Here is a 23790-nt window from a genome sequence, read left to right on the forward strand (position 1 = left end):
TGACATATAAAAATTCAAAGTCATGGCAATCGAACACAAAGATATTGCCGCAATTAGACAAGATTATGCCTTGGGCAACCTGTCTGAAAGCGACGTGAGCAATGATCCTTTAGTACAATTTGAAAAATGGTTTAACGAAGCTGTTCATAGTGAGGCTCTTGAACCTAATGCTATGATTTTGTCTACAGTAGGCGATATGTCATTGCCTTCGTCGCGCGTGGTTTTACTAAAAGATCTAAAAGATAATGGTTTTAGTTTTTTCACTAATTTCAATAGCCGTAAAGGTACTGAAATGAATGCCAATCCGCATGTGGCGACTCTGTTTTTTTGGCCAGAATTACAACGTCAGGTACGTATAGAAGGACTTATTGAAAAACTACCGGAAGAGGATTCTGACGAATATTTTCAATCTAGGCCAAAGGGAAGTCGTCTTGGAGCCATTGCATCACCACAAAGTGAAACAATTCCCAATCGCAGTTTCCTAGAAGAAAGAGTCGCAAATCTTGCGCACGAATTTGAAAATCAAGAGCTCGTACCGCGTCCTGAGTTTTGGGGAGGTTACTTGATAAAGCCTCTTTATATTGAGTTTTGGCAAGGCCGTTCAAGTCGTCTTCATGATAGAATAGCCTTTCAAAAAGTATCTGATTCCTGGAAAATAGTTCGCTTAGCACCTTAAATAATGAATACGAAAGAAATTTCAACCTTAATCGTTGCCAGATTTGGGGATGAAGCCATTGAGAAAATAGAAGAATCAGGATTGCAATCAGCGATATTCGTGAATGCTGCCTTTCTGGAAGAAATTTGTTTTTTTTTACGGGACGAAGAGGGACTCTATTTTGATTTTTTAAATAATATTACGGCTGTTGATCTGAGTGAATTGGGCTTTATGATTACTTATCATTTGACCTCAATTCCTTATTTACATACATTGGTATTAAAGGTAATGAAGGAAAACAACCGTAATGTTGATCAACTACCAGAGCTTGCTTCTGTTGCTACGGTATGGAAAACTGCCGACTGGCACGAGCGAGAAGCTTTTGACCTCATGGGAATATTTTTCATCGGCCATCCCGATCTTAGACGTATCCTACTTCCAGATGACTGGGAGGGATATCCTTTAAGAAAAGACTATCAAGACCCAGAGAGTTATCATGGAATTGCTATTAAATAAATAAGAACTCGATTACTGCATATGTCGAATACGAAGTACAATGCTGCGTTTAAAAAATACGAAGCACATCTAGAAAGCATTGGTTCACAAGAGATGATCATCAACATGGGGCCTCAGCATCCTTCAACACATGGTGTTCTGCGCTTACAGTTGATAACTGATGGTGAACTTGTCAAAGAAGTGATTCCGCATTTGGGTTATTTACATCGTTGCTTTGATAAACATGCAGAATCCATGAGTTATGGTAAAACCATACCGTTCACCGATCGTTTGGACTATTTATCATCCATGAATAATAGCCATGCTTTTGTTATGGGAGTAGAGCGTATGCTCGGTATTGATGACAAGATTCCAAAAAGAGTGGAGTATATACGGGTATTAGTCTGTGAATTAAATCGCATTGCCTCACATTTGATTGGCATCGGTACCTATGGCATTGATATCGGTGCATTTACACCTTTTATGTGGTGCTTTAGAGATCGTGAACATATCATGAATATGTTAGAATGGGTTTCAGGCTCACGTATGTTATATAATTACATTTGGGTAGGCGGTTTATTTTATGACCTACCAGTTGGTTTTGAAGAAAGATGTGCTGAATTTGTTACCTATTTCAAGCCTAAATTGGTGGAGTTGGATGAGTTGCTAACTGAAAATCAAATATTTATATCAAGAACTGCAAATATTGGCATCCTACCTGCAGATGTTGCCATCAACTATGGTGTGTCAGGACCGATGCTTCGCGCTTCGGGAATCAAATGGGATTTGAGAAGAATAGATGCCTATTCCGTATATCCAGAAATCGATTTTGAAATACCTGTTGGAAAAGGTGAAATGGGGAGTTTGGGCGACTGTTGGGATCGGTACAAGATTCGTGTGGATGAGGTAAAGGAATCTGTCAAAATTATAGAACAATGTTTAGAGCGTTTATTAAAAGATTTTCCGCGTACCAATACATTTGATCCGCGCGCATTGGTGCCAAAAAAAGTCAACCTTAAAGCCCAGGATTATTATGTAAGAGCTGAAAACCCAAAGGGGGAATTAGGTTTTTATTTTGTAACACAGGAAAAATCTGATATCCCTAAACGGGTGAAGGCAAGGGGGCCGAGCTTTAATAATCTCTCCGTTTTACCTGAACTGGGGAAGGGAAATTTGATTGCCGACTTGATTGCTATATTGGGGTCGATGGATATTGTACTGGGAGAAGTAGACCGCTAATCAAGTGGTTTGTAATTTTTGTGTTATCAACAACTATTAAAGGTTTAATAGGTTTTGTTTTACATTCTTTTAGTCTATATTTGTAGTCTCATAATTTAAGTTTATAATTGGTTAATAAAAGTCTGCTATTGCAAAATAGCGGACTTTTTATTTTCCATCCATCTGCCATTAATGATCCAATAGGTCAATAAGAATCCCAATAAAATTAGTAACTTTACAGCATACAAAATGTTTATAAAGTGGCCGATAGTTTAGTTATCATACCTACATACAACGAGAAGGAGAACATCGAAAAAATAATTCGTAAAGTATGCTCTCTTCCCGTACCCTTTCATATTTTAATTGTCGATGACGGTTCTCCTGATGGAACAGCTAACATCGTGAAATCACTTCAAGATGAATTTCATGAATGCTTGTTTATTGAAGAACGTAAAGGAAAGTTGGGCTTAGGCACTGCTTACATACATGGATTTAAATGGGCTTTACAACGAGAATATGAATTCATATTTGAAATGGATGCTGATTTTAGCCATAATCCGGATGACTTGATTCGCCTACGTCAAAACTGTATAGCAAATGCCGACATGAGTATTGGTTCTCGTTATATCAAAGGTGTAAATGTAGTGAATTGGCCCATGAGTAGGGTGTTGATGTCATATTTTGCTTCTGTTTATGTACGTTTTGTAACAGGCATTGACATTCAGGACGCTACCGCGGGTTTTGTGTGTTTTAGGAGAAGAGTATTAGAGCGAATACCACTTGATAAAATTAGGTTCGTTGGCTATGCATTTCAAATTGAAATGAAGTTTACCGCGATTAAATATGGTTTTAAAGTAGATGAGGTACCTATTATATTTACTGATCGTACAGAGGGAACTTCAAAAATGAGCACAAGTATTTTTAAAGAAGCTTTTTTCGGTGTTATCCAATTGAAAATTTCTAGTTGGACGCGAAAATATAAATAAATCGAATAAAAGGAGAGCGTACATGAATGAGAACTTAGATCCGAATGCGGAAAACTTAAGTCATATGGATAGGGATATCGAACGTGTATTAAGACCGCAGGCGTTTGAGGATTTTACTGGGCAGGAAAAGATTTTGGAAAACCTGAACATCTTTGTTAAGGCTGCAAAATTGAGAGGGGAGTCATTAGATCACGTATTACTTCATGGGCCTCCCGGACTTGGTAAAACAACGCTATCCAATATAATTGCCAATGAAATGGGGGTCGGCATAAAGATTACTTCTGGACCAGTACTGGACAAACCAGGTGATTTAGCGGGTTTACTGACCAACCTTGAAGAAGGCGATGTATTATTTATTGATGAAATTCACCGTTTGAGCCCGATTGTAGAAGAGTATCTATATTCAGCGATGGAAGATTTTAAAATTGACATCATGTTGGAAACAGGTCCGAATGCACGATCTGTGCAAATATCTCTGAATCCGTTTACGCTTATTGGAGCAACTACCCGTTCAGGATTGTTAACGTCCCCTTTAAGAGCGCGTTTTGGCATCAATGCTCGCTTGCAATATTACGATGTAAAACTATTAACGACCATTGTCTTAAGGTCAGCAGACATTTTAAAGACACCTATCAGTGACGAGGGTGCTTACGAAATCGCTAGAAGGAGCAGAGGTACGCCTCGTATTGCCAATGCACTCTTAAGGAGAACTCGTGATTTTGCACAAATTAAAGGTACAGGTTCTATTGAACGTGAAATCGCGAAATATGCTTTAAATGCTCTGAATGTAGATGAAAACGGCTTGGATGAAATGGACAATCGTATCTTAAGTACAATTATCGATAAATTTAAAGGTGGTCCGGTTGGTCTCAAGACTATTGCAACTGCTGTGGGAGAAGATGAAGGAACTATTGAAGAAGTATATGAACCTTTCTTGATTCAAGAAGGCTATTTAATGCGAACTTCGAGAGGAAGGGAATGTACTGAAGCGGCTTTTAAACATATTGGTAGGGTATACACAAATAAAGGAAATACTCTTTTTTAATCTAATCTTTCATTATCTGATTATTAAATCAAAGTGATTTTAATAATTTTCGAAATGAGCTGTATTTAATCCAACTCTTCTAAGAAATGGAATCAATCGATGGGTCAAATCCTATTAGAGTGGGTATATTTTCGTATGCTTACAGAGGATTTATTTTTTTATTGTGGCGTAAAACTATTTCTTGCGACTTTTTAAAATCTTTAGACTCCTACTTTTAATTGCTGGAGTTGGGTTTATTCTGAGTTGATATTCAACTTGCGCATATAGTTCTTCTTTAACCCAAGTATGGTTTTCGCTCATTTGATTTAAGATATCCATACAATTTGTTAGTACAGCAATTGGGCAGGTAGGGTCTATTAACCAATTGAAAGACACTTCTATTATAGTCTCGTTTTCTTCTTTAGTCAATAGGGTGTACTTTGCTTTCTTTGAGGTCAAGTAGAGCAACACTTTACTAAGGCACCTTGCGCAACTCCAGTTCTCCAATGCCCTGATATTTTTGATGAGAAGCTGGCTAAGATCTCGATCTAGCAATGATTTTTCTTTTAAGACAATGGTCTCAAACATCCAAGCACTTCTAAAGGCAAGCTGTTTATCTTCTTGATAGGTGGACAATATCAATAGATCGGATAAGGATAACCCACGCAATATATTTAAAGAAAAATCCGCTACCTGATACTGCGTATAGATAGCGGAAAAAATTTCTAATTTTTGTTTTGTAATCATTGATTATCTACTCAATGGTATTTCTCTGTTTATTTCAGTCATATTAACTTCTTCGATTTTCGAATCACCAATAAGGTATTCTGCAAAATAATCTCCCATTTTCCAAAAGAAATATTCGGTCATATCACCAAATCCATGACGTTGTCCAGGTAGCAACAAGAAATCAAAACGTTTATTTGCTTTTATTAAAGCATTGACCATTCTGATAGAGTTGGCAGGATGCACATTGTTATCAATATCTCCTGTAGCAATTAATAATTTGCCTTTTAGATTTTTCGCTAAATCTGTATTTTTGTCAATCTGATAGGTAAATGTTGTATCACCTTTAGCACTTATTTTCTCTGTAACACCATGATGTCTTTCGCTCCACCATCTGTTATAGATGTTGTTTTCGTGGTTTCCAGCGCCAGAAACTGCTACTTTAAAGAAGTCAGGATAAACCAACATAGCAGCTGTAGACATAAATCCGCCGCCCGAATGTCCAGTGATACCAACGCGATTAATATCGATAAACTTAAACCGATCCGCTAATTGTTCTGCAGCGACCTTTTTATCCTCTAATCCATAGTCTCTTAAGTTGCCATATCCATATGTATGATACCATTGAGATCTTGCCGGATGACCACCACGGTTACCAACAGTAACGACAATCATCCCAAATTGTGCTAAACGATCGATTCTATCCATGCTTCTGCCGAAAGATTGATTTACTGCCTCAGTCTGTGGACCTGGGTAGATGTATTCAACTATAGGATAGGTCTTTGTGCTATCAAAATCAAACGGCTTGTACATCACTCCATACAGGTCTGTAATACCATCTCCTGCTTTAACTTTAAAAGGTTGTGGAAATTTATAGCCAGCTGCAAATAGTAAAGAAAGGTCTGCTTTTTCTAAAGTCATTAGCTTCTTTCCATTGGTATTAAATAATGCTATTTCAGGAACGCTGTTTACGCGAGAAAAATTATCAACAAAATAGCGAGCGCTTTCACTGACATCGACCTGATGATCAAAATTACCAGGGTTTAATAATTTTAGATTTGAGCCATTGAAACCTACACTATAATGATGTAAATAATAAGGGTCTTCATTATTCTCTTTACCATTTGCAGTGAAGTATAACATTCTTGTTGTTAAGTCAGATCCTGTAATCTCCTCGCAATTGAATGAGCCACTTGTCAATTGCTGTTTTAAGTTTCCCTGATTATCATAAAGATAAAAATGTCCCCAACCATCGCGTTGAGACCAGTGGATAAATTCAGCACCATTATTAATTAATAATGGTTTTTTGATATCTTGATAAACGTTGGAACGTTCCTCTACTAATACTTTAGTTGTTCCATCTATATTAACCTGTAACAAGTCAATACGTTTTAAATCGCGACTTGATCGAGCAATGTAAAATGCATCATTGTTACCTAACCAATAGTTGATAAAATAGTCACCTTTATAGCTATTCTTATCCGTGTTTTTTGACCAATTGCTTAATGTCTGATTTTTAAAAGCATCAACTTTTATTTGTTTATAAGTTTTATCAGAAGCTTTGAAAATATATAATTGAGTTTCTGTCGAGTCCGTCTCACCAGGCATTTGGTATTTATAGGTCTCTAATGTTGGGCGTTTACTTCCTACATTATTGATAACCCATAATGGATTTAAACTTCTGTTATCTTTACGAGTGATGACAAAATGTTTACCGTCAGGGGACCAATTCATCCATATACGTTTGCGTTTAACAACATCTTCCTCTTTTTTATCGTCACCTGTTGTTGTGCTGTATTCATCACCAGCCCAAGCATAATACTGAAGACCATCTTTGGTTATTTGATGTTCTATAATCGTACTGTCTTTTTCATTCTTTACCGCTTTTTCATAGTTGGCGCGATCCATCCAAAATAGATTAAAATCTTTTGCAAAGTAAATGGTATTGGTGTCAGGGGAGAAGGTTGCCCAAGATAAAGCTTTTTTCTCTTTGGTTTTGTCGCTCAGCTCGATGACCTTTTGTGTTGCTAAATCATATTCCAGATAGAAAAGCTTCTTTTTTAGGGTATCGGTTTTCACCTTGAGCTTTTCAATCTCTTCTTTAGACTTTAAAGTATCTTGAGTACTAGCAACTTCAAATCTGATTTTCTTTTCATCTTTTGTGAATCTTAAATTCTGAAGGGACAGGTGCTGCGCATCAAATGGATTTTTAACAATTTTGGTAATTTGTGCTGCTAATTTTTCATTGTCAAAAAGGGTCTCCTTTTTACTGCTTGCTGGATCCACTAAATACCAGTTTTTTCCTTGAGGAGTGGTGAAATCATACCAAAAGCGATCAGAAAAATTTATCCAATTGGGTTTAATCGTTGTGGAAAAAATCATTTTTTTAAGCTTATCTGGCGAAAATTTTGATGCTAACAGATAATTCGCTTTAGGCGGTGAGGTTGATTCTTGGGCTGTGGCATAAAAACATGTGAGCAACAGTCCTAAGAATAAGTAAATCTTATTCATTCTTTGGTTTTATATGAAATTTAAAAGTCAAAAGTATTAAGTTATCACATGAGAAAGAAGTAAGTCTTGTAAAATTTTAGTTAATGAAGGCTAAGAAAAGAACTTTTCATTAAAATTTACTAAAAATAGTTCCTCAGTAGCCCTTGTTATCCCTGTATATAGCCAGCGAAGAAATTCTGTCGTCAACATTTCGTCGGTCAGGTAACCTTGGTCAACGAAAACAGCTGGCCATTGCCCACCTTGAGCTTTATGACAGGTAATAGCGAAAGCAAATTTTATTTGCAAAGCATTGTAATAAGGATCTTTTTTAATCGCTTCCAAACGATCTTGTTTTAAGAAGATATCTTCGTAATCTCTGGCTACGGCCTCATATAGTTTTTTTTGATCTTCATAGGGGAGGTTTGGACTGTCGGTATATAGACTGTCTAAAATAACGCGACAAGTAATTGGTTCTTGATTTTGAGTATCCATAAATTCGAATGTGATATCTGCAAAGCGAAATCCGTGCTGCTCATGCACATGGCTGACTTTCCTTATTTTAGCCATATCGCCATTCGCAATAAAACCATTTTCAATGCCATTATCCTGTAACCAAAAATAGTTGTTGCGGACAACCATAATATGGTCACCTCCAGTAATTTCTTCTTCACGAAATAATATTTGGTTTCGGATATGCTGATTATAGAGGTTGGCAGATTTATTTGAGCGACAGATAATCATCGTGTTTTCTATGCCAAATTTATCGTAAGCATAATTAATCCCTTCAATTAAACGTTCTCCTGTCATCCTGTAAATGTCTTTAAATCCACTTGTTATGAATTTAGGAAATGGATAAGTTCCTTCTAATTCCTCAAGGTTTATTTCTTGTCTAATTTTAGTGGCATTAAAAAGAATACCCGAATTTTTTTGTTGTCGCACTACATCAGTCAGTTCAAAACTATAAGGATGAAAGTAAAATTCATTTTCTAAATATGCTGGATTTAATGCCGGACTTTCCCATAAGCCTACTGGTGGTAATTGAGCCGTATCTCCAACAAACATTAGCGCACAATTCTTTCCACTACGCACATACTTCACCAGATCATCCAATAAACTTTTTGAAAACATATTGACACTTTCATTCGAGATCATCGAAGATTCATCAATAATAAATAGGGTATCTTCATGTAAGTTTTCTGCCAAAGAAAAATCCATAATAAATGATACTGCATTTTTTTTTCGATATATTTTTTTATGGATAGTCAGTGCAGATCTCCCAGAATAATGACTCATCACCTTAGCGGCACGCCCCGTGGGTGCGAGTAAAATCGCTTTTTTCTTAATATAAGGTAGTGTTTTAACTAGCGCAGAGATAATCGTTGTTTTACCTGTTCCGGCATAACCTTTTAAAACAAAACAATCCTGTGTACGAAAGGAATTCAAAAATACAGCCAGCAATTCGAAAACATCATTTTGCTGTGGAGTCGCCGTCCAAGGGAAGCGTTGGATCAATAATTCTTTAATATGCACCATCAAAGTTATCTAAAAGGTTTGTCTTATCATTTAGAAAAGTTAATTTTGTTAGATTATACATTAATAATTGAAATTGGAAAGTGTAAATATGAATTATATATCTGAGGAGTTTAATATCCATTTTTTGCCAGAATATATATTATCTGCAAAAGCAGGTTTTAGTAAAGATGTCATAAGCGTAACAGATAGCCAGTTAAATCTGAAACTGTTGATGGAATATGATGCAGAAAACCCGAAACTGGAGGCTACTCAAATCCTGAGTTTACCTTTTCGATATGTTAAAGTGGTGATGCCTCATCAAAGCTTGACTTTTATTCCCCAGGAAGTCTTTCAAGCAGATAGGCTAACTGATTATGCGCCATACCTTGTTGAACATGTTCCTGGTCATATTCACACACATGAAATGAAAAACATTGGAATAGTAGCTGTATTTGAATATGACTTAACCTTATACAACAGGTGGAAGGCACTTTTTCCAGATGCTGAAATATATCCAGAGTTTAGTATCATTTTAGACCAGGCACAAGATCTTGTGCCAATCAGAGGGTCGGTCCTAGGTGTCCATTTTGTTTCTGATCATTTGGTGGATTTGTATGTATTTCAAAATGGGCAATTTATATTATATAACTCGTTTGATGTTCATTTTGCGGAGGATTTAAATTACTATGTTTTAAATGTTCTGCAACAATTTTCATTAGGAGATCAAGTGTCTAAAGTGTTGGTTTCTGGAGATATACCTAACGAAAACTATCTTAAATACTTAGAGAAATATTCAAGCACAATTGGGTATTTGGAATCTAAAAGTAAGATTCAAGTTAAACAGGATATGCAACAACGTAATTTCAATACTTTATTTGATGCGATATTATGCGAATAATAGGAGGACAATATGGTGGCATTCGTCTTAATCCACCTACAAATTTACCTGTAAGACCAACTACCGACATTGCAAAAGAAGCTTTGTTTAATATTTTACAAAACCGCATTGATTTTGACGGGTTAAATTGTTTGGACCTTTTTGCCGGCACAGGTAATATAAGCTTTGAGCTAGCTTCTCGTTATGCTGGTTCTGTTGATGCTATTGATCTGCATTTTAAATGCGTTCAATATATTACAGATACAGCAAAAAAGATGAATATCACAAGTATTAAGGCTAAAAAAGCAGATGTATTTAAATATATTCAAACTGCTAAGGGGAAATACGATTTCATATTTGCCGATCCGCCATATGATATACCAAAATTACCACAGTTAGCACATTTCATAATTGATGCTCAATTGCTAAATCAAGGAGGTTTGCTAGTGGTTGAACATCCTTCGACTAGGGAAATGGATCCACATCCAAATTTTATAGAAAAAAGAAAATATGGCTATTCCTCCTTTTCATTTTACACATTATAAGCTATGAGAATTGCTGTTTTTGCCGGGTCGTTTGATCCATTTACTTTGGCACATCAAGATATCGTGGAGCGCGCTCTTCCTCTTTTTGATAAAATCTACATTGCAATAGGTGTGAACAGTGCAAAGCAAGGTCTGCTGACTGTTGAAGAAAAATTGACAACTATTCAATCTGTTTTTAAAAATAAGGATATAGTCGAAGTTGTTTCTTTTCAAGGTTTGACCATTGAATTTTGTAAACTTGTCAGTGCTAATTTTTTGCTTAGGGGACTCCGTAATACGGCAGATTTTGAATTTGAAAATAGCATTGCACAAAATAATTTGATTTTAGCACCCCATATAGAAACGTATTTCTTAATGAGCAGGAGTGGGTTGGCTCACATCTCCTCTACCATCGTTCGTGATGTATGGCGAAACGGAGGGCCGATAGAAAACATGGTTCCAAAAACAATCAATCATTTTTTAAAGAATAAGTAAATCCATAAAAAAAGCATATCTCAAAAGATATGCTTTTTTTATGGATTCTCATTTTTTAAAGACCAAATTATATTTTGTCTAAAATACTATCGCTTTATTTTACAGCAACTTAAGTGATTTATATAAATCTATAGTTCATGTATTAAGTGATTAAACACGACTAAGGCCCTATTAGAGCCAAATTATATTTTGTTTAAGCATTTTTACAAAGCTAATAAGTTGATTTCTATTAATTTAACTCTATTTTGTAAACTTAAGAATCATATCTTTCAAAGGCATTTAAAAAGGATTTTCGCATCGTATTAAAGTTAATGAGCACTTCCGATATAAAAGCATCATCTAGTAATTCGAAAACGCCATTGACTCCGCCAACAATATCGGTCTCTGCAATTTTATAAGACTGCTCTAAAGTCCCTTGTTCAAACTTGATGATGAACTTTTGGTTCATTCCAAAGATGGATATCTTACATTCAGGATGTGGTAATTCTGCTAATATTCTCATGTTACTAATTTTTACAAAGTAAATAAAAAAAAAGCGGTTAATCCGATAGAAGGATTAACCGCTTTATGGAAAAAATACAACGTATTATTAAACGATTCCTTGTTCTTTCATTGCTCTCGCTACTTTCAGGAATCCACCAATATTGGCCCCTTTTAAGTAGTTGATATAGGTTTTGTCATGACCATATTTCACACAAGTCTTATGTATATTGACCATAATATCTTTTAGTTTACAATCGACTTCTTCTTTTGTCCATTGTTGACGAATAGAGTTTTGTGACATTTCTAATCCAGATACTGCCACCCCGCCAGCATTAGCAGCTTTACCAGGCGCAAAACTAATTTTTGCATCGTGGAAAATCTTTATTGCTTCTGCTGTTGATGGCATGTTGGCACCTTCAGCTACACATTGACAACCATTTCCAATTAAAGTAAGTGCATCTTCTTTAGTTAATTCATTTTGCGTTGCACAAGGAAGTGCGATATCACATTTAAAATCCCATGGTTTCTTATCGGTGTAATATTTCGCATTAGGGTATTTAAGAATATACTGATCTAAATCGCGACCAATTGTCCCAATGTATACTAATTTCTCTGAGGTTATACCTTCTTCATCATAAATGGTTCCTTGACTATTTGATAGAGTAATAACCTTCGCTCCTAAATGAATTGATTTTTCCGCGGCGTAATAAGCCACATTGCCCGCACCTGATATCGCAACCGTTTTGTCTTTCAAATCCTGATTATTAAAATCAAAGATACATTCAACAAAATAAAGTAATCCGTAACCTGTTGCTTCAGGACGTGTATAAGAACCACCCCATGCACTTCCTTTACCGGTTAATACGCCCGTAAATGCATTTTGCAATCTTTTGTACTGTCCGAATAAATAGCCGATTTCACGAGTTCCTACACCGATATCACCAGCAGGGACATCAGTATCAGGACCAATGTGTCTAAACAGCTCGGTCATAAAGCTTTGACAGAAACGCATAATCTCAGCGTCTGATTTTCCTTTTGGATTAAAGTCAGCTCCACCTTTACCACCTCCAATAGGTAATCCAGTCAAACTATTTTTGAATACCTGTTCGAATGCTAAGAATTTTAAAATACTTAAGTTGACAGAAGGAGCAAAGCGCAACCCTCCCTTATAAGGGCCTATAGCGCTGCTCATTTGAACGCGATATCCTCTATTGATCTCAACTTCATTTTTATCATTTAACCAAGCCACACGAAATGAAATAACGCGTTCAGGTTCAACTAATCTTTCTAAAATCTTTAATTTAAGTAATTCTGGATGAGTTTTAGTGATAAATGGAATTAAATCCTCTGTAACTTCCTCTACAGCTTGTAGAAATTCTGGTTCATTTGGATTGCGTTTCTCAACGTAATTTATGAATTCATTAAAAGTGTTTGACATGTAATTTAGTAAATTTTCCCTTTTGAATTGCTAATATATAAAAATAAAACTTATTTCATTACATTTTTTTTATAAAAAGTTCCAGTTACGTGTGAAAATTAAAAACTTAAGATTGATTTCATATTCTTGATTAATTTATTATTTTTGTAGTATATTCAATTAGAGAATTTGAAGATACTGGTCTATATACTAAGCTTATATTTCATCGCATTGACGTTGATTCCTTGTGCCGACCAGGTACAGGTATTTTCTTATGGACAGGAAACTGGCGCTAGGCATGTTAATCATGAGGACCTAAATCATACCGATAATTGTTCCCCATTTTGCATATGTTCCTGCTGCTCAATTGTCTTAAATATTGAACCAATTACCGCGATATCTTTTGTAGTAATCTTTCTGCATTCAAAGGGTGAAATCGCATATGAAAATAATTTCTATTCCTTTAATTACTCCAGTATCTGGCAACCTCCACAGCTCGTTTAGTAATATTTCTATTTAAGTTCTAACGAACTTCAATTCATGCACTCATAATTTGTTATGAGCTTTTTGTACAGCTATTTTAAAATAGAATATTATGTTGAACGCAATCATCAGGTTCAGTATCCGTAATAAACTTATTATTGGACTCTTAACATTGATATGGATTATCTGGGGGCTATGGAGCGCTTTGCACATTCCGATAGATGCAAATCCAGATATTACGAATAATCAGGTTCAAATCATCACCAGTTCTCCCGCTTTGGCGACTCAAGAAGTGGAACAGTTTGTAACTTACCCTATTGAACAAGAATTAAATAATTTACCCGATCTAGTAGAATTAAGATCCATATCAAGATTTGGATTATCTGTAGTCACTGCTGTATTCGATGATGATGTCGATATTTATTTTGCTCGCCAATTGATTAATGAAAAGTTATTGGAAGCAAAAGAAAACATTCCAAATGGTCTTGGAAGTCCGGAATTAGCACCAATAAGTACTGGACTGGGCGAAATTTATCAGTATGTGATTCACCCTGTGAAAGGGGCTGAGTCCAAATACTCTGCTGCAGATTTACGAACAATGCAAGATTGGATTATCGCCAGACAATTATATGGGACTCCAGGCGTTGCTGAAGTAAATAGCTTTGGAGGTAAATTAAAACAATATGAAGTCGCTGTTAATCCCTATAAATTAAAAGCTACAGGCGTCGGAATCAATGAAATTTTCACTGCCTTAGAAGAAAACAATCAAAATACAGGTGGTGCCTACATCGATAAGAAACCTAGTGCATATTTCATAAGAGGGGTCGGACTGCTAACATCAATGGAAGACATTGGAAATGTCGCCGTGAAAAATAAAAATGGTTTTCCAATTTACATTAGGGATGTGGCTGAGATCCGTGAAGGGTCAGCTGTTCGACACGGAGCGCTTACGTACAACGGCGAAAAAGAAGCTGTAGGTGGAATTGTTATGATGCTTAAAGGACAAAATTCTGCTGAAGTAGTTGCTGCTGTGAAGGAAAAGTTGGAGCGGATCAAGCAATCTCTGCCTCAGGATATTGTCGTAGAGGCATTTTCCGACCGTACAGACCTTGTAAATCGTGCAATAAGTACAGTACAAAAGAATTTGATAGAGGGTGCTTTAATTGTAATCTTCGTTTTAGTGATTTTTTTAGGAAATCTAAGAGCAGGTTTAATAGTAGCCTCAGCTATTCCATTATCCATGCTTTTTGCATTGGGAATGATGCGTGTATTTGGTGTGAGCGCAAATTTGATGAGTTTAGGAGCAATTGATTTTGGACTTATCGTAGATGGGGCACTTATTGTAGTAGAGGCAACTATGCACCATTTGGGGCTTAGAAAAAGTCAACATGTACTGTCTCAGGTTGAAATGGATGAAGAAGTCTATCAATCTTCTTCAAAAATACGTAACAGTGCCGCTTTTGGCGAAATCATCATTTTAATTGTCTATATCCCAATACTGACACTAGTAGGCGTAGAAGGAAAAATGTTTGGACCAATGGCACAGACGGTCAGTTTTGCCATTATAGGAGCCCTGCTTTTGTCATTGACCTACATTCCAATGATGAGCGCCTTGTTTTTATCCAAAAAGCTTCAAAACAAACAAACTTTTGCAGATAAGATGATGGCTAAATTGCAAATGTGGTATACACCACTTATTCAGAAAGCTGTTCGCTTAAGGAAAGCATTAATTATATTGACAATCGTATTATTGGGTTTTTCAGGATTCCTTTTCAGTAAAATGGGCAGCGAATTTATCCCTCAATTACAAGAGGGAGATTATGCTTTCCACTGTATTTTACCACAAGGATCATCCCTCTCTCAGAGTATCGAAACTTCTATGCAAGCAGCAAAAATTATCAAAAAATTCCCTGAAGTTAAGCTTGTTGTAGGTAAGACCGGAAGTGCAGAGATTCCTACCGATCCTATGCCCCCGGAAGCAACCGATATGATCATTACCTTAAAGCCTATGTCAGAATGGAAGTCTGGTGATACTTATACAGGACTAGCAGATCGGATGTTGGACTCGCTATCCGTGATACCTGGTGTCTTTTTCGAGGCCTCTCAACCCATACAAATGCGTTTCAATGAATTGATGACAGGTGTGCGCCAAGATGTTGCCATTAAAATTTTTGGTGAAAACATTGATACACTTGCGGCAATCGCAAGTCGTGTAGGACAAGTCGTACAAAGTGTTGACGGAGCATCAGCACCGCAGATAGAACGTACAACGGGGCTACCTCAGATATCCATTGTTTATAACCGGACACAGTTAGCGCTACATAATACCACCGTCAATGACTTGAATAAGGTAATCGCGATGTCTTTTGCAGGTACAAGCACAGGGTCGATATATGAAAATGAAAGAAAGTTTGATTTAGTTGTACGCTTAGATAGTGCTTTCAAAACATCGATGGCTGATGTTGAAAATCTTCCTGTCTTGACGGGAAACGGAGAGCAAATCCCATTGAGTCAGCTGGCAACAATTGACATAAAAGATGGTCCGGCACAGATAAGTCGAGAGTCCGGTAAAAGGCTGGTCGTTATCGGTTTCAATATTAAAGATCGAGATGTGACTTCTGTTGTCAATGAAATACAAAGCAAGCTGACACAAATGGATGTGATGCCAACAGGTTATTATTATACATTTGGAGGAACTTTTGAAAATCTCAATGCAGCAACAAAAAGATTGGCCTTAGCCGTTCCTGGAGCATTATTGCTTATTTTTATACTCCTTTATTTGACATTTAGATCATTTAAGGAATCTTTATTAATCTTTACTGCAATTCCTATGAGTGCTATAGGTGGTGTCTTTGCACTCCTGATTCGAGATATGCCTTTTAGTATCTCTGCCGGTGTTGGATTCATTGCGCTATTTGGTGTAGCGGTATTAAATGGAATTGTACTGATTTCTACATTTAATCAATTGGAGAAAGAAGGTGTATCCGATGTCTTTCAGCGCGTATGGGAAGGAACGAAAATTCGTTTAAGACCAGTTCTAATGACAGCTACTGTAGCCTCTTTGGGTTTCCTGCCAATGGCTTTAAGCACAGGAGCAGGAGCAGAAGTACAAAAGCCATTAGCAACCGTAGTTATAGGTGGATTGCTTTCTGCCACTTTCTTAACACTTTTTGTTTTACCATGTTTATATATTCTATTTTTTAATACAAAAAAAATGAAAATAGGAAAATCTACAATCCTAACTTCTATTGTTATCTTGTTTATTTCGTTCTCCAATGTCAGTTTTGCTCAAGAAAATATAAAACGGATTCAATTGGAGGATGCTATCGCACAGGCATTAGATGCAAATTTTAATTTTAAAAACACAGCATTAGAAGTTGAAAAATCAGAGCTTGATCAACAGAAATCTTTTGATGCAAAAACAGGTGTCTTTGTTGAAAATGAAGATTTTTCACCTTTAGAGCCAAACGGACTTTGGAAGATTGGGATAAGTCAGGACTTTGCTTGGCCAGGTTTCTACAAAGCCAGAAAAGAATTTTTAAAAAAGACTTCCCAAATGGTTTTAGAACAACGAGAAGATGCCAGAAAGCAATTGATACGAGATGTATCCCAGAATTATTATCAACTTATTTATCTTGAAGCAAGACAGTCTTTTTTTCTACAGCTGGATAGCACCCATCAAAAGTTATATGAATCTGCAAAACTTCGTGTCAAAACAGGAGAGGCAGCAGGATTGGAACAAATGGCTGCAGAAACAAAATGGCAAGAGAATAAAACAATAATGCTCCAAAATGAGCAAGATTTAGCAATGGCTGCTCAAAATTTCAGTGTTTTATTAAATTATAACACCCTTATTTTACCTATAAAAGCCTCATTGCAGAAAATTAGCACGATTCAATATCCAGATTCCGTAGGAGAGCACCCCTTAGTTAAAATACAGCAAAAAACAATTGAGATAGCAGAGGCGAATACAAAAATGGAAGAGCAAGCAAAATTACCTGATTTTTCAGGTAGAGCATTTTCTCAAAAACTTTGGGGACAGCGCAATCCTGTAACTGGAATTTCAATAACGGTAAATGCGCCTCTTTTCTCTAATAAATATTATCAAAATAAAGTAAAGGTAGCTGCATTGGAGACCGCAATAGAAAAGCAAGAATTGAAGCAACTAAAATTGACCCTAACAGCACAGGAGGGGAATGCAAAAAAAGAAATCATCAAAAATGAAAAACAACTGCAGTTTTATGAACAATCTGGATTAAAACAATCTGAGGGCATTATGAAGGCGGCCAATTTGGCTTATCAAAGTGGTGAAATCAGTTACGCAGATCTTATCCAATTTTTATCACAGTCCATTGATATCAAGATTAATTATCTAACAGCTTTGAATGCGTACAATCAAAGTGTGATTCAGTATCAATATTACCATTCAAATTAAATATCATGAAACTAAAGTTTTTAATTCGATATAGTTTATTTTTCACTAGCAGTATTATTGCTGTTAGTTGTCAAACAAATTCTTCCAGTGAAAAGCAGGGCACAGAGGAGCAAGGAGCTCACGAACACGAGGAAGAAGAAGCACTTACGCTTACACCAGCACAAGAGAAGCAAGTAGGTCTTACATATACAAAACTAACCTATCAGATGTTAAGTAACGGTTTAGTACTAAACGGTGTACTTGATGTTCCTAATGATAAGAAGGCATATGTTACATCAGTATACGGTGGAGTATTGGAAGAGTTATATGCAAGACCGGGAGATTTTGTTAAGAAAGGACAAGTCTTAGGTAAAGTTCTAAATCCGGATCTTATTAAGATGCAAGAACAATTACAGCTGATTAATAATCAAATTTCCCTGACGCAAATAGAAGTTAATCGCCAGCAAGAGTTGGTAGAAGGAAACGCTGCACCGCTAAAGAAATTACAACAAGTAGAGGTAGAGCTTGCGAACTTGAAGGCTCAGAAGAACAGTCTATCGAGGCAATTGTCTGCTGGAGGTGGCTCTTTACTTATATCCTCACAGATTACGATAAAGGCTCCTATTACTGGAGTTGTGGCATCCATTCAAGGATTGATAGGGACACGTATAGAGGCATCTTCACCAATCTTGGAGATTGTAAACAATGACGCTTTACATGTGGATATGTATGTATATGAAAAGGATTTTTCGAAAGTTAAAAAGGGACAAAAAATTCTATTTTCTCCTGTCAATAATGCAAATGTTTCTTACGAAGCACAAATCGATCATTTAGGACAAGCATTTGAAAAAGAGACTAATGCTATAGCCGTTCATGCACAGGTGCTAGGCAATAAAGAGGGGTTAATTAATGGTATGCAGGTGCAGGGAACCATTATCATTGGTGATTCCAAATCTTTAGCCGTTCCTGCAGAGTGCATTGTTAGTACCGAAGGTAAAGATTACATCTTTATATTAAAGGAAGAACAACCTAGTCATGAACAGATCGAAAGTGCAAAGAAGGGGGAGCATGAAGATCACAACCACGAAAGTACTGGAAATGAATATGAAAGAATAACAGTTGTTAAGGGAGTGTCTTCACGTGGATTTACTGCTATTACGCCTGTAAAAGAAATAAGTGAAGATACTAAGATCGTTCAGAAAGGAGCTTTCTTTTTGTTAGCAAAAATGACGAACTCAGGAGAGCATTCTCATTAAGTTTTAATCGATAGGCTATTGTGATTAACAACGGCCTATCGATTAAAACCTATTTTTTAGTCAAAACAACACCACTAAAGGAGACCGCGTCCCATCCATTATGCATGAATTGCCGTATATTTTGATGATTATCACCATTTGGATCATTTAAAACTGCTTGATAATGTTCTGCGAATAATGCCAATGTTTGATTCTTGTCCAGATTATTTATTTTGGCAAAAGCCAACACTTTTGCACTACCTTGATTTTCTGTTTCCTCATTAACTTGATTCCCATTTGTAAACGCAGTAGGAGTGTATACATATTGAGATGCTATATAAGTTAAAACATCGGAGAAAATAATCTCTTGATTCGCTATTCTTTTTAAAAGTTCGTGCGCCATTTTAATAAAATATAAATTTATGCGTGCAAAATAATACTTTTATTGTTGTTTACTCAGCAATAAGTGAATTGAAATATCAATATCTTCATCAATCAACAGGCTATTTGCTTCTAAGACAGAATTATATTTCATATCAAATTCCCATCTGCTAACTTTACCTGTAACTTCAAATGAAATCTTTTCCTGGCCATGCTGATCTATAATCTTACCATTGTACTCAACCTTTAATTCCACAAGTTTTGTATGACCATGCATGGTCAAATAACCTTCTAATCTGAATTTTTCATTTTTTATCTTTGTAAAATGAGTGGATTTGAAGGCAATCGTCGGATAGTGTTCAGTATCAAAAAAATCTGAACTTTTTAGATGCTTATCGCGTTCTTCTACATTAGTATTGATGCTATTCGCATCGATATTGAATTGTATTGCTGCATTTTCAAAATGCTCACCCCATTCAGCAAAGCCATCAAACGTGTTAAAACTTCCTCTAATTGAAGCAATTACCAAGTAGGTGATACGGAATTGAACAGAGGAATGTGTTGAGTCTATGATCCATTTTGATTTTTTCATACGATTTATACATTTATAGGTCATCGATACCTAAATTTACAAATTAATAGCCGATATCCAAAAGTATTGTAACTAGCTATGAAAGTCAAATACTTGAAAAATAAGTATATGCACGTTTGTCGACTCTTAAGTTTTTATAGTTCTTTTAGAGGTATGGTCAGTTCTAGTTTGGCTATTGGCTCTGATATCTTAACTTAAAACGGTTCAATTATGAAATAAATTGACTTCCATTTGATGATTTAGAATATTTTTCAGGCAAAAATCTTTGGGTAATAAGGAGTGAAAATAATTTCTATTTAACATAATATATATTATACGACTTATTAAAGCGCTGATTATAAGATACGCTGTGGTTCGTCGTTGCACTTGTAGTCTCAATTCAAATCTTCGGTTAGTTTTAAGTTTACATTTTATTTTAACAAAACCCAGTTCAATTAAATCAAATTCCCGAAATCTACATAGTATTGTTGATGACGTTTATAACATGATTAGAAATGAGTCCGAAATTTGAAAAACGTGGTTTAAATAAAATGGACATTTGTCTTGTAGAAAATTTTAATGCAATTCTCAGCCATTACAAAATAGCATCTTTTACCATCGCTTATATAGAATATCATTCTTATTCCAAGTATGGGACAATATTAGCAGAACATATCATTTAGTTTAAATGATTTCTATATCTAGTTTGAAAATTATATTCACTTCTCAGCCATTACAAATTACCGCATTATGCTCTTTATGCTATGTTAAGCTTATGTTTAACTTTTGTAATATTTATGTAGATGTTCCAACATAACTATTTGATTTTATAACACTTCCGTCCTAAATAAATTTTAGGCGCGTGTTTCCCTTGAAACAGTATCTATTTTTAGATAATTTCAATTTTGACCCTATTTTTTAGTCTGAGAATATCTGTAGCTGTCCATTTTTACCCTTAACTGGTGGCCTGATAAAAGGATCATCTATCCATTGCCATATATTTATTTTCACGAATATATTCATCCTGATAAACCCGACCAAGTTAGACAGATTCCAATCGTATTTAGCCTTCTTCTGAAGGTATTTGAGCAGTAATATTCCAATCAACGAAGTCCATATTTGGATCATGACCGCATTTTCAGAAGTACCCACAAAAGATGATATTTTTAAGCGTTGCTTCAGATGCTTGAAGAAAATCTCGATCTGCCATCGCTGTTTATAAATGTTAGCTACTAGTGATGCCTTCCATTGGATATTATTTGTCAGAAAGTGGTACTGGTTGTCTGTGCTGCTGTCCCAAAAGTGAATCAAGCGTAATGGTTTAGAGTTGTATCTATCTGCTGATGGACCAGAAAGCTCAATGATCTCATCTTTAATGATTCCCTTTTCAAGGAGTGCTTCACTCTGGTATGACTTGATAACGTTGTACTTCATGTTAGTTTTACTCCTGGTAACAAAATAACAACCTCTGCTGTCCAAATCCCCGAGCCAGTTGTAATCCACATAACCTCTATCCACCACTACAACGCTTCCTTTGGAAAAACTATAGCTACCCGCACGCTGGCTTTCATGAACTTTCCCGTCTGTAATCTGCATGAAAACAGGAAGACATCCATCATAATCCAGCACAGTGTGCAGTTTTACAGCACCTTTGGTGCTTCTAAATTTAGCCCAGTCAAATACAGATAAACATAAAGGGATGATACTGGCATCCATCAGATAAACCTTGCGCTTTAATTGCGTTAGATCTTTGCGCAAATGGGTATCCTTTTGCCATAGCTTATCTAATAGCGAAAAGTACAGATCTTTAAAGAGTTCATGGGTGCGGTGCTTGTTGATATAGGAAATATTGGACTTGCTGGGTGCTCTACCAACACCTAAATGGTTCAAATTACCAGTCGTACTACGTAAGCCATTACTGATATCACGAACTGAATCTGCAGAAGAAAAATGGCAAAACAACATGCTAGCAAGATGCGTCCAGCTGTTGATCCCTTTACAATGTTTGTCACTCTTGTGCTTAGCAACCAAAACCTTGAATAATTCGCGGTCGATAAGTGATAAAATCTGACTAAAAACGTTTAAATTTACCATGGCGGTGTGTTAAAATTTGACGATTTAAATATAGCAACTTTGCTATAGCAAAACACCGCCACTTTTTTCAACGTTTAGGACGCTACTGATTTTATATATTTGTTTTTTATGTGGATTAAAATATTTCACTTCTTGGCGTTATTTGGTTACTTGAACATCCTTTTTTACGAGGCTGGCGTCAACACTAATGCGCGTGCAACAAATGCTGCAATCCAATATTTTACTGGGGATTCACTACTTGAATTTGTTTTGGATGACGTATTGGATATTCCCATTGAAATTCCCGAAAAAGATTCAGAAGTTCAATTTGATGACTATCGCATATTTAATTTCAATCATCAGATTCTATCCATTTTCATTTTTGTTTTAGGAATTTTATATTCAGCATACTCCATACTAAAACATAAAAAACACCCACTTTACAGCAAGAAAAATTCCTGCTTATCAGGCTATTATCAGTATTTATACCGATATAGTTTATTCTAAATTAACTCCTACCCTATTTTCTACGGTGATCAAATAGGTCACAACACACTATGATATAGATGTTTAGTCTATTGTCAATCTATTTTTAATAATTTAAATTTCATATGAAAAAAAGTTCCATGTCTTGGTATGCTTTGTCGTGCCTTGCGATTTTATCTGCTTGTACGGCTAAGAGTAATGATAAACAAGTTAGTACATCTCTAAAAAAAGTACCTATTTCCACTTTAGTAGTTATGGATACTACTATATATAAAGATTATATTGCTGATATACAGTCGGTTAAAAACATTGAATTAAGATCGCGTTTAAGTGGTTTTTTAGAGCATATTTATATAGATGAGGGTGCTGCAGTTAAGAAAGGTCAAGTATTGTTCAAGCTTAGCGATGAAGAGTATAAGGCTGATTATGCACGTGCTAAAGCAAATTTTAATACCGCGTTGACTGATGTGAAAAAGGTGGTTCTTGAATTAGAAAGAACACAAGATCTAGCGGCTAAAAATATTGTAAGTAAAACAGAAGTTGAATTGCTTCAACTTCAACATACAGCAGCTGAATCTAAAGTCGAAGAGGCAAGGTCAATTATGCAACAAGCCAAAACGCAATTAGATTATACACTCGTCCGTGCTCCTTTTGATGGCAAAATTGACAGGATTCCCCTGAAAGAAGGTTCGCTCTTAGCACAGGGTTCACTGTTGACTACCGTATCCTCTCTTAAAGAAGTGAATGTATATTTTGATATTTCAGAGAATGAGTACCTCAGTATTGTGTCCGACTCTTCATTCAATCAAAACTCATTTAATAAAGATGTAAAATTAATTTTGGCAGACGGGAATACATATCCATATCCAGGAAAAGCTGCAATCGTAGAGAGTGAATTTGAAAAAAATACAGGATCAATCTCATTGCGTGCGAGATTTGTGAATCCCCAGGGAATGTTAAAACATGGTGCTTCAGGGAAAATATCTGTACCAATTCAAACAGGTGACACCAGATTTGTCCATCAGAAATCTGTATTTGAAATTCAAGATAAAACATATGTATATATATTAAACAAGGATAATACGGTTTCGATGAAGTCTTTCGAGGCTGGACAGCGTGTAGGTCACTATTATATTGTAAATGCAGGATTATCGGACACCGATAAAATTGTATATGAAGGTATACAAGCGCTTAAAGATGGTATGAAGGTCGAGGTTATTTCCAATAAGTTATAATAGTTTGTTT

The 23790-nt window shown here is 35.9% G+C and carries 21 protein-coding genes; 13 read left to right on the plus strand and 8 right to left on the minus strand.

Annotated features, from left to right (window positions below; genetic code table 11):
• The first annotated feature begins 22 nt into the window (after positions 1 to 22).
• The 5 genes from pdxH to ruvB all read left to right on the plus strand — a co-directional run bounded on the left by pdxH (position 23) and on the right by ruvB (position 4399).
• Complete coding sequence (pdxH, locus tag KO02_RS11400) at positions 23 to 676, plus strand: pyridoxamine 5'-phosphate oxidase (RefSeq protein ID WP_038698416.1); 654 nt, start codon at positions 23 to 25, stop codon at positions 674 to 676.
• A gap of 3 nt (positions 677 to 679) precedes the next feature.
• Positions 680 to 1171, plus strand: coding sequence for an NADH-quinone oxidoreductase subunit C (locus KO02_RS11405; protein ID WP_038698418.1), 492 nt, complete (start codon positions 680 to 682; stop codon positions 1169 to 1171).
• A 21-nt stretch (positions 1172 to 1192) separates the two neighbouring features.
• Positions 1193 to 2389: an NADH-quinone oxidoreductase subunit D gene (locus KO02_RS11410; protein ID WP_038698420.1), complete on the plus strand. Its 1197-nt coding sequence runs from the start codon at positions 1193 to 1195 to the stop codon at positions 2387 to 2389.
• Positions 2390 to 2628: 239 nt separating this feature from the next.
• Positions 2629 to 3354, plus strand: a complete 726-nt coding sequence (locus KO02_RS11415; RefSeq protein WP_038698422.1) for a polyprenol monophosphomannose synthase — start codon at positions 2629 to 2631, stop codon at positions 3352 to 3354.
• 22 nt (positions 3355 to 3376) lie between these two features.
• Positions 3377 to 4399: a Holliday junction branch migration DNA helicase RuvB gene (gene ruvB, locus KO02_RS11420; RefSeq protein WP_038698424.1), complete on the plus strand. Its 1023-nt coding sequence runs from the start codon at positions 3377 to 3379 to the stop codon at positions 4397 to 4399.
• Between the two features lie 174 nt (positions 4400 to 4573).
• On the opposite strand, the gene KO02_RS22775 is transcribed toward ruvB, so the two are convergent.
• From KO02_RS22775 to KO02_RS11435, 3 genes are all read right to left on the minus strand, one after another.
• The gene (locus KO02_RS22775) at positions 4574 to 5125 is read right to left on the minus strand and encodes a hypothetical protein (RefSeq protein WP_051959885.1); all 552 of its coding nucleotides are present in this window, start codon (positions 5123 to 5125) and stop codon (positions 4574 to 4576) included.
• Positions 5126 to 5128: 3 nt separating this feature from the next.
• Positions 5129 to 7615, minus strand: coding sequence for a S9 family peptidase (locus KO02_RS11430; RefSeq protein ID WP_038698426.1), 2487 nt, complete (start codon positions 7613 to 7615; stop codon positions 5129 to 5131).
• A 90-nt stretch (positions 7616 to 7705) separates the two neighbouring features.
• The gene (locus tag KO02_RS11435) at positions 7706 to 9124 is read right to left on the minus strand and encodes an ATP-dependent RecD-like DNA helicase (protein WP_038702565.1); all 1419 of its coding nucleotides are present in this window, start codon (positions 9122 to 9124) and stop codon (positions 7706 to 7708) included.
• Between the two features lie 91 nt (positions 9125 to 9215).
• Between KO02_RS11435 and KO02_RS11440 the strand changes: the two genes are divergently transcribed.
• Genes KO02_RS11440 through coaD form a run of 3 tightly spaced genes read left to right on the plus strand, consistent with a single transcriptional unit; the run spans position 9216 to position 11002 of the window.
• Positions 9216 to 10004 carry a DUF3822 family protein gene (locus tag KO02_RS11440; protein WP_038702567.1) on the plus strand — a complete coding sequence of 263 codons (789 nt, stop codon included), beginning with the start codon at positions 9216 to 9218 and terminating at the stop codon, positions 10002 to 10004.
• Positions 9995 to 10528, plus strand: a complete 534-nt coding sequence (gene rsmD, locus KO02_RS11445) for a 16S rRNA (guanine(966)-N(2))-methyltransferase RsmD (RefSeq protein WP_038698428.1) — start codon at positions 9995 to 9997, stop codon at positions 10526 to 10528. The genes KO02_RS11440 and rsmD overlap by 10 nt, the downstream gene beginning before the upstream one ends.
• Before the next feature lie 3 nt (positions 10529 to 10531).
• Positions 10532 to 11002: a pantetheine-phosphate adenylyltransferase gene (gene coaD / locus KO02_RS11450; protein WP_038698430.1), complete on the plus strand. Its 471-nt coding sequence runs from the start codon at positions 10532 to 10534 to the stop codon at positions 11000 to 11002.
• Between the two features lie 253 nt (positions 11003 to 11255).
• Here coaD and KO02_RS11455 read toward each other — a convergent pair whose 3' ends face one another.
• The gene (locus KO02_RS11455) at positions 11256 to 11504 is read right to left on the minus strand and encodes a hypothetical protein (RefSeq protein WP_038698432.1); all 249 of its coding nucleotides are present in this window, start codon (positions 11502 to 11504) and stop codon (positions 11256 to 11258) included.
• 87 nt (positions 11505 to 11591) lie between these two features.
• Positions 11592 to 12923: an NADP-specific glutamate dehydrogenase gene (gdhA, locus tag KO02_RS11460; RefSeq protein ID WP_038698434.1), complete on the minus strand. Its 1332-nt coding sequence runs from the start codon at positions 12921 to 12923 to the stop codon at positions 11592 to 11594.
• A gap of 216 nt (positions 12924 to 13139) precedes the next feature.
• On the opposite strand from gdhA, the gene KO02_RS24370 reads away from it, so the two are divergent.
• From KO02_RS24370 to KO02_RS11470, 3 genes are all read left to right on the plus strand, one after another.
• Positions 13140 to 13406: a hypothetical protein gene (locus tag KO02_RS24370; protein ID WP_410528215.1), complete on the plus strand. Its 267-nt coding sequence runs from the start codon at positions 13140 to 13142 to the stop codon at positions 13404 to 13406.
• Between the two features lie 91 nt (positions 13407 to 13497).
• Entirely contained in the window at positions 13498 to 17820 is a 4323-nt protein-coding gene (locus KO02_RS11465) for a CusA/CzcA family heavy metal efflux RND transporter (RefSeq protein ID WP_038698436.1), read from the plus strand.
• Between the two features lie 5 nt (positions 17821 to 17825).
• A complete protein-coding gene (locus KO02_RS11470) occupies positions 17826 to 19055 on the plus strand; it encodes an efflux RND transporter periplasmic adaptor subunit (RefSeq protein WP_051959887.1) in 1230 nt (409 codons plus the stop codon).
• Positions 19056 to 19104: 49 nt separating this feature from the next.
• Here the strand turns inward: KO02_RS11470 and KO02_RS11475 are convergent, their stop codons facing one another.
• From KO02_RS11475 to KO02_RS11485, 3 genes are all read right to left on the minus strand, one after another.
• Positions 19105 to 19437 (minus strand): HopJ type III effector protein, encoded by a 333-nt coding sequence (locus KO02_RS11475; RefSeq protein ID WP_038698438.1) that lies wholly within the window; start codon positions 19435 to 19437, stop codon positions 19105 to 19107.
• A gap of 39 nt (positions 19438 to 19476) precedes the next feature.
• Complete coding sequence (locus KO02_RS11480; RefSeq protein WP_038702571.1) at positions 19477 to 20007, minus strand: YceI family protein; 531 nt, start codon at positions 20005 to 20007, stop codon at positions 19477 to 19479.
• 897 nt (positions 20008 to 20904) lie between these two features.
• Positions 20905 to 22080 carry an IS4 family transposase gene (locus KO02_RS11485; protein ID WP_038694773.1) on the minus strand — a complete coding sequence of 392 codons (1176 nt, stop codon included), beginning with the start codon at positions 22078 to 22080 and terminating at the stop codon, positions 20905 to 20907.
• A 108-nt stretch (positions 22081 to 22188) separates the two neighbouring features.
• On the opposite strand from KO02_RS11485, the gene KO02_RS11490 reads away from it, so the two are divergent.
• Both KO02_RS11490 and KO02_RS11495 read left to right on the plus strand, forming a co-directional pair.
• A complete protein-coding gene (locus tag KO02_RS11490) occupies positions 22189 to 22566 on the plus strand; it encodes a hypothetical protein (protein WP_038698440.1) in 378 nt (125 codons plus the stop codon).
• Positions 22567 to 22670: 104 nt separating this feature from the next.
• Positions 22671 to 23780 carry an efflux RND transporter periplasmic adaptor subunit gene (locus KO02_RS11495; protein WP_038698442.1) on the plus strand — a complete coding sequence of 370 codons (1110 nt, stop codon included), beginning with the start codon at positions 22671 to 22673 and terminating at the stop codon, positions 23778 to 23780.
• Positions 23781 to 23790: the final 10 nt, after the last annotated feature.

This window comes from Sphingobacterium sp. ML3W (assembly GCF_000747525.1).
Taxonomy (GTDB): Bacteria; Bacteroidota; Bacteroidia; order Sphingobacteriales; family Sphingobacteriaceae; genus Sphingobacterium.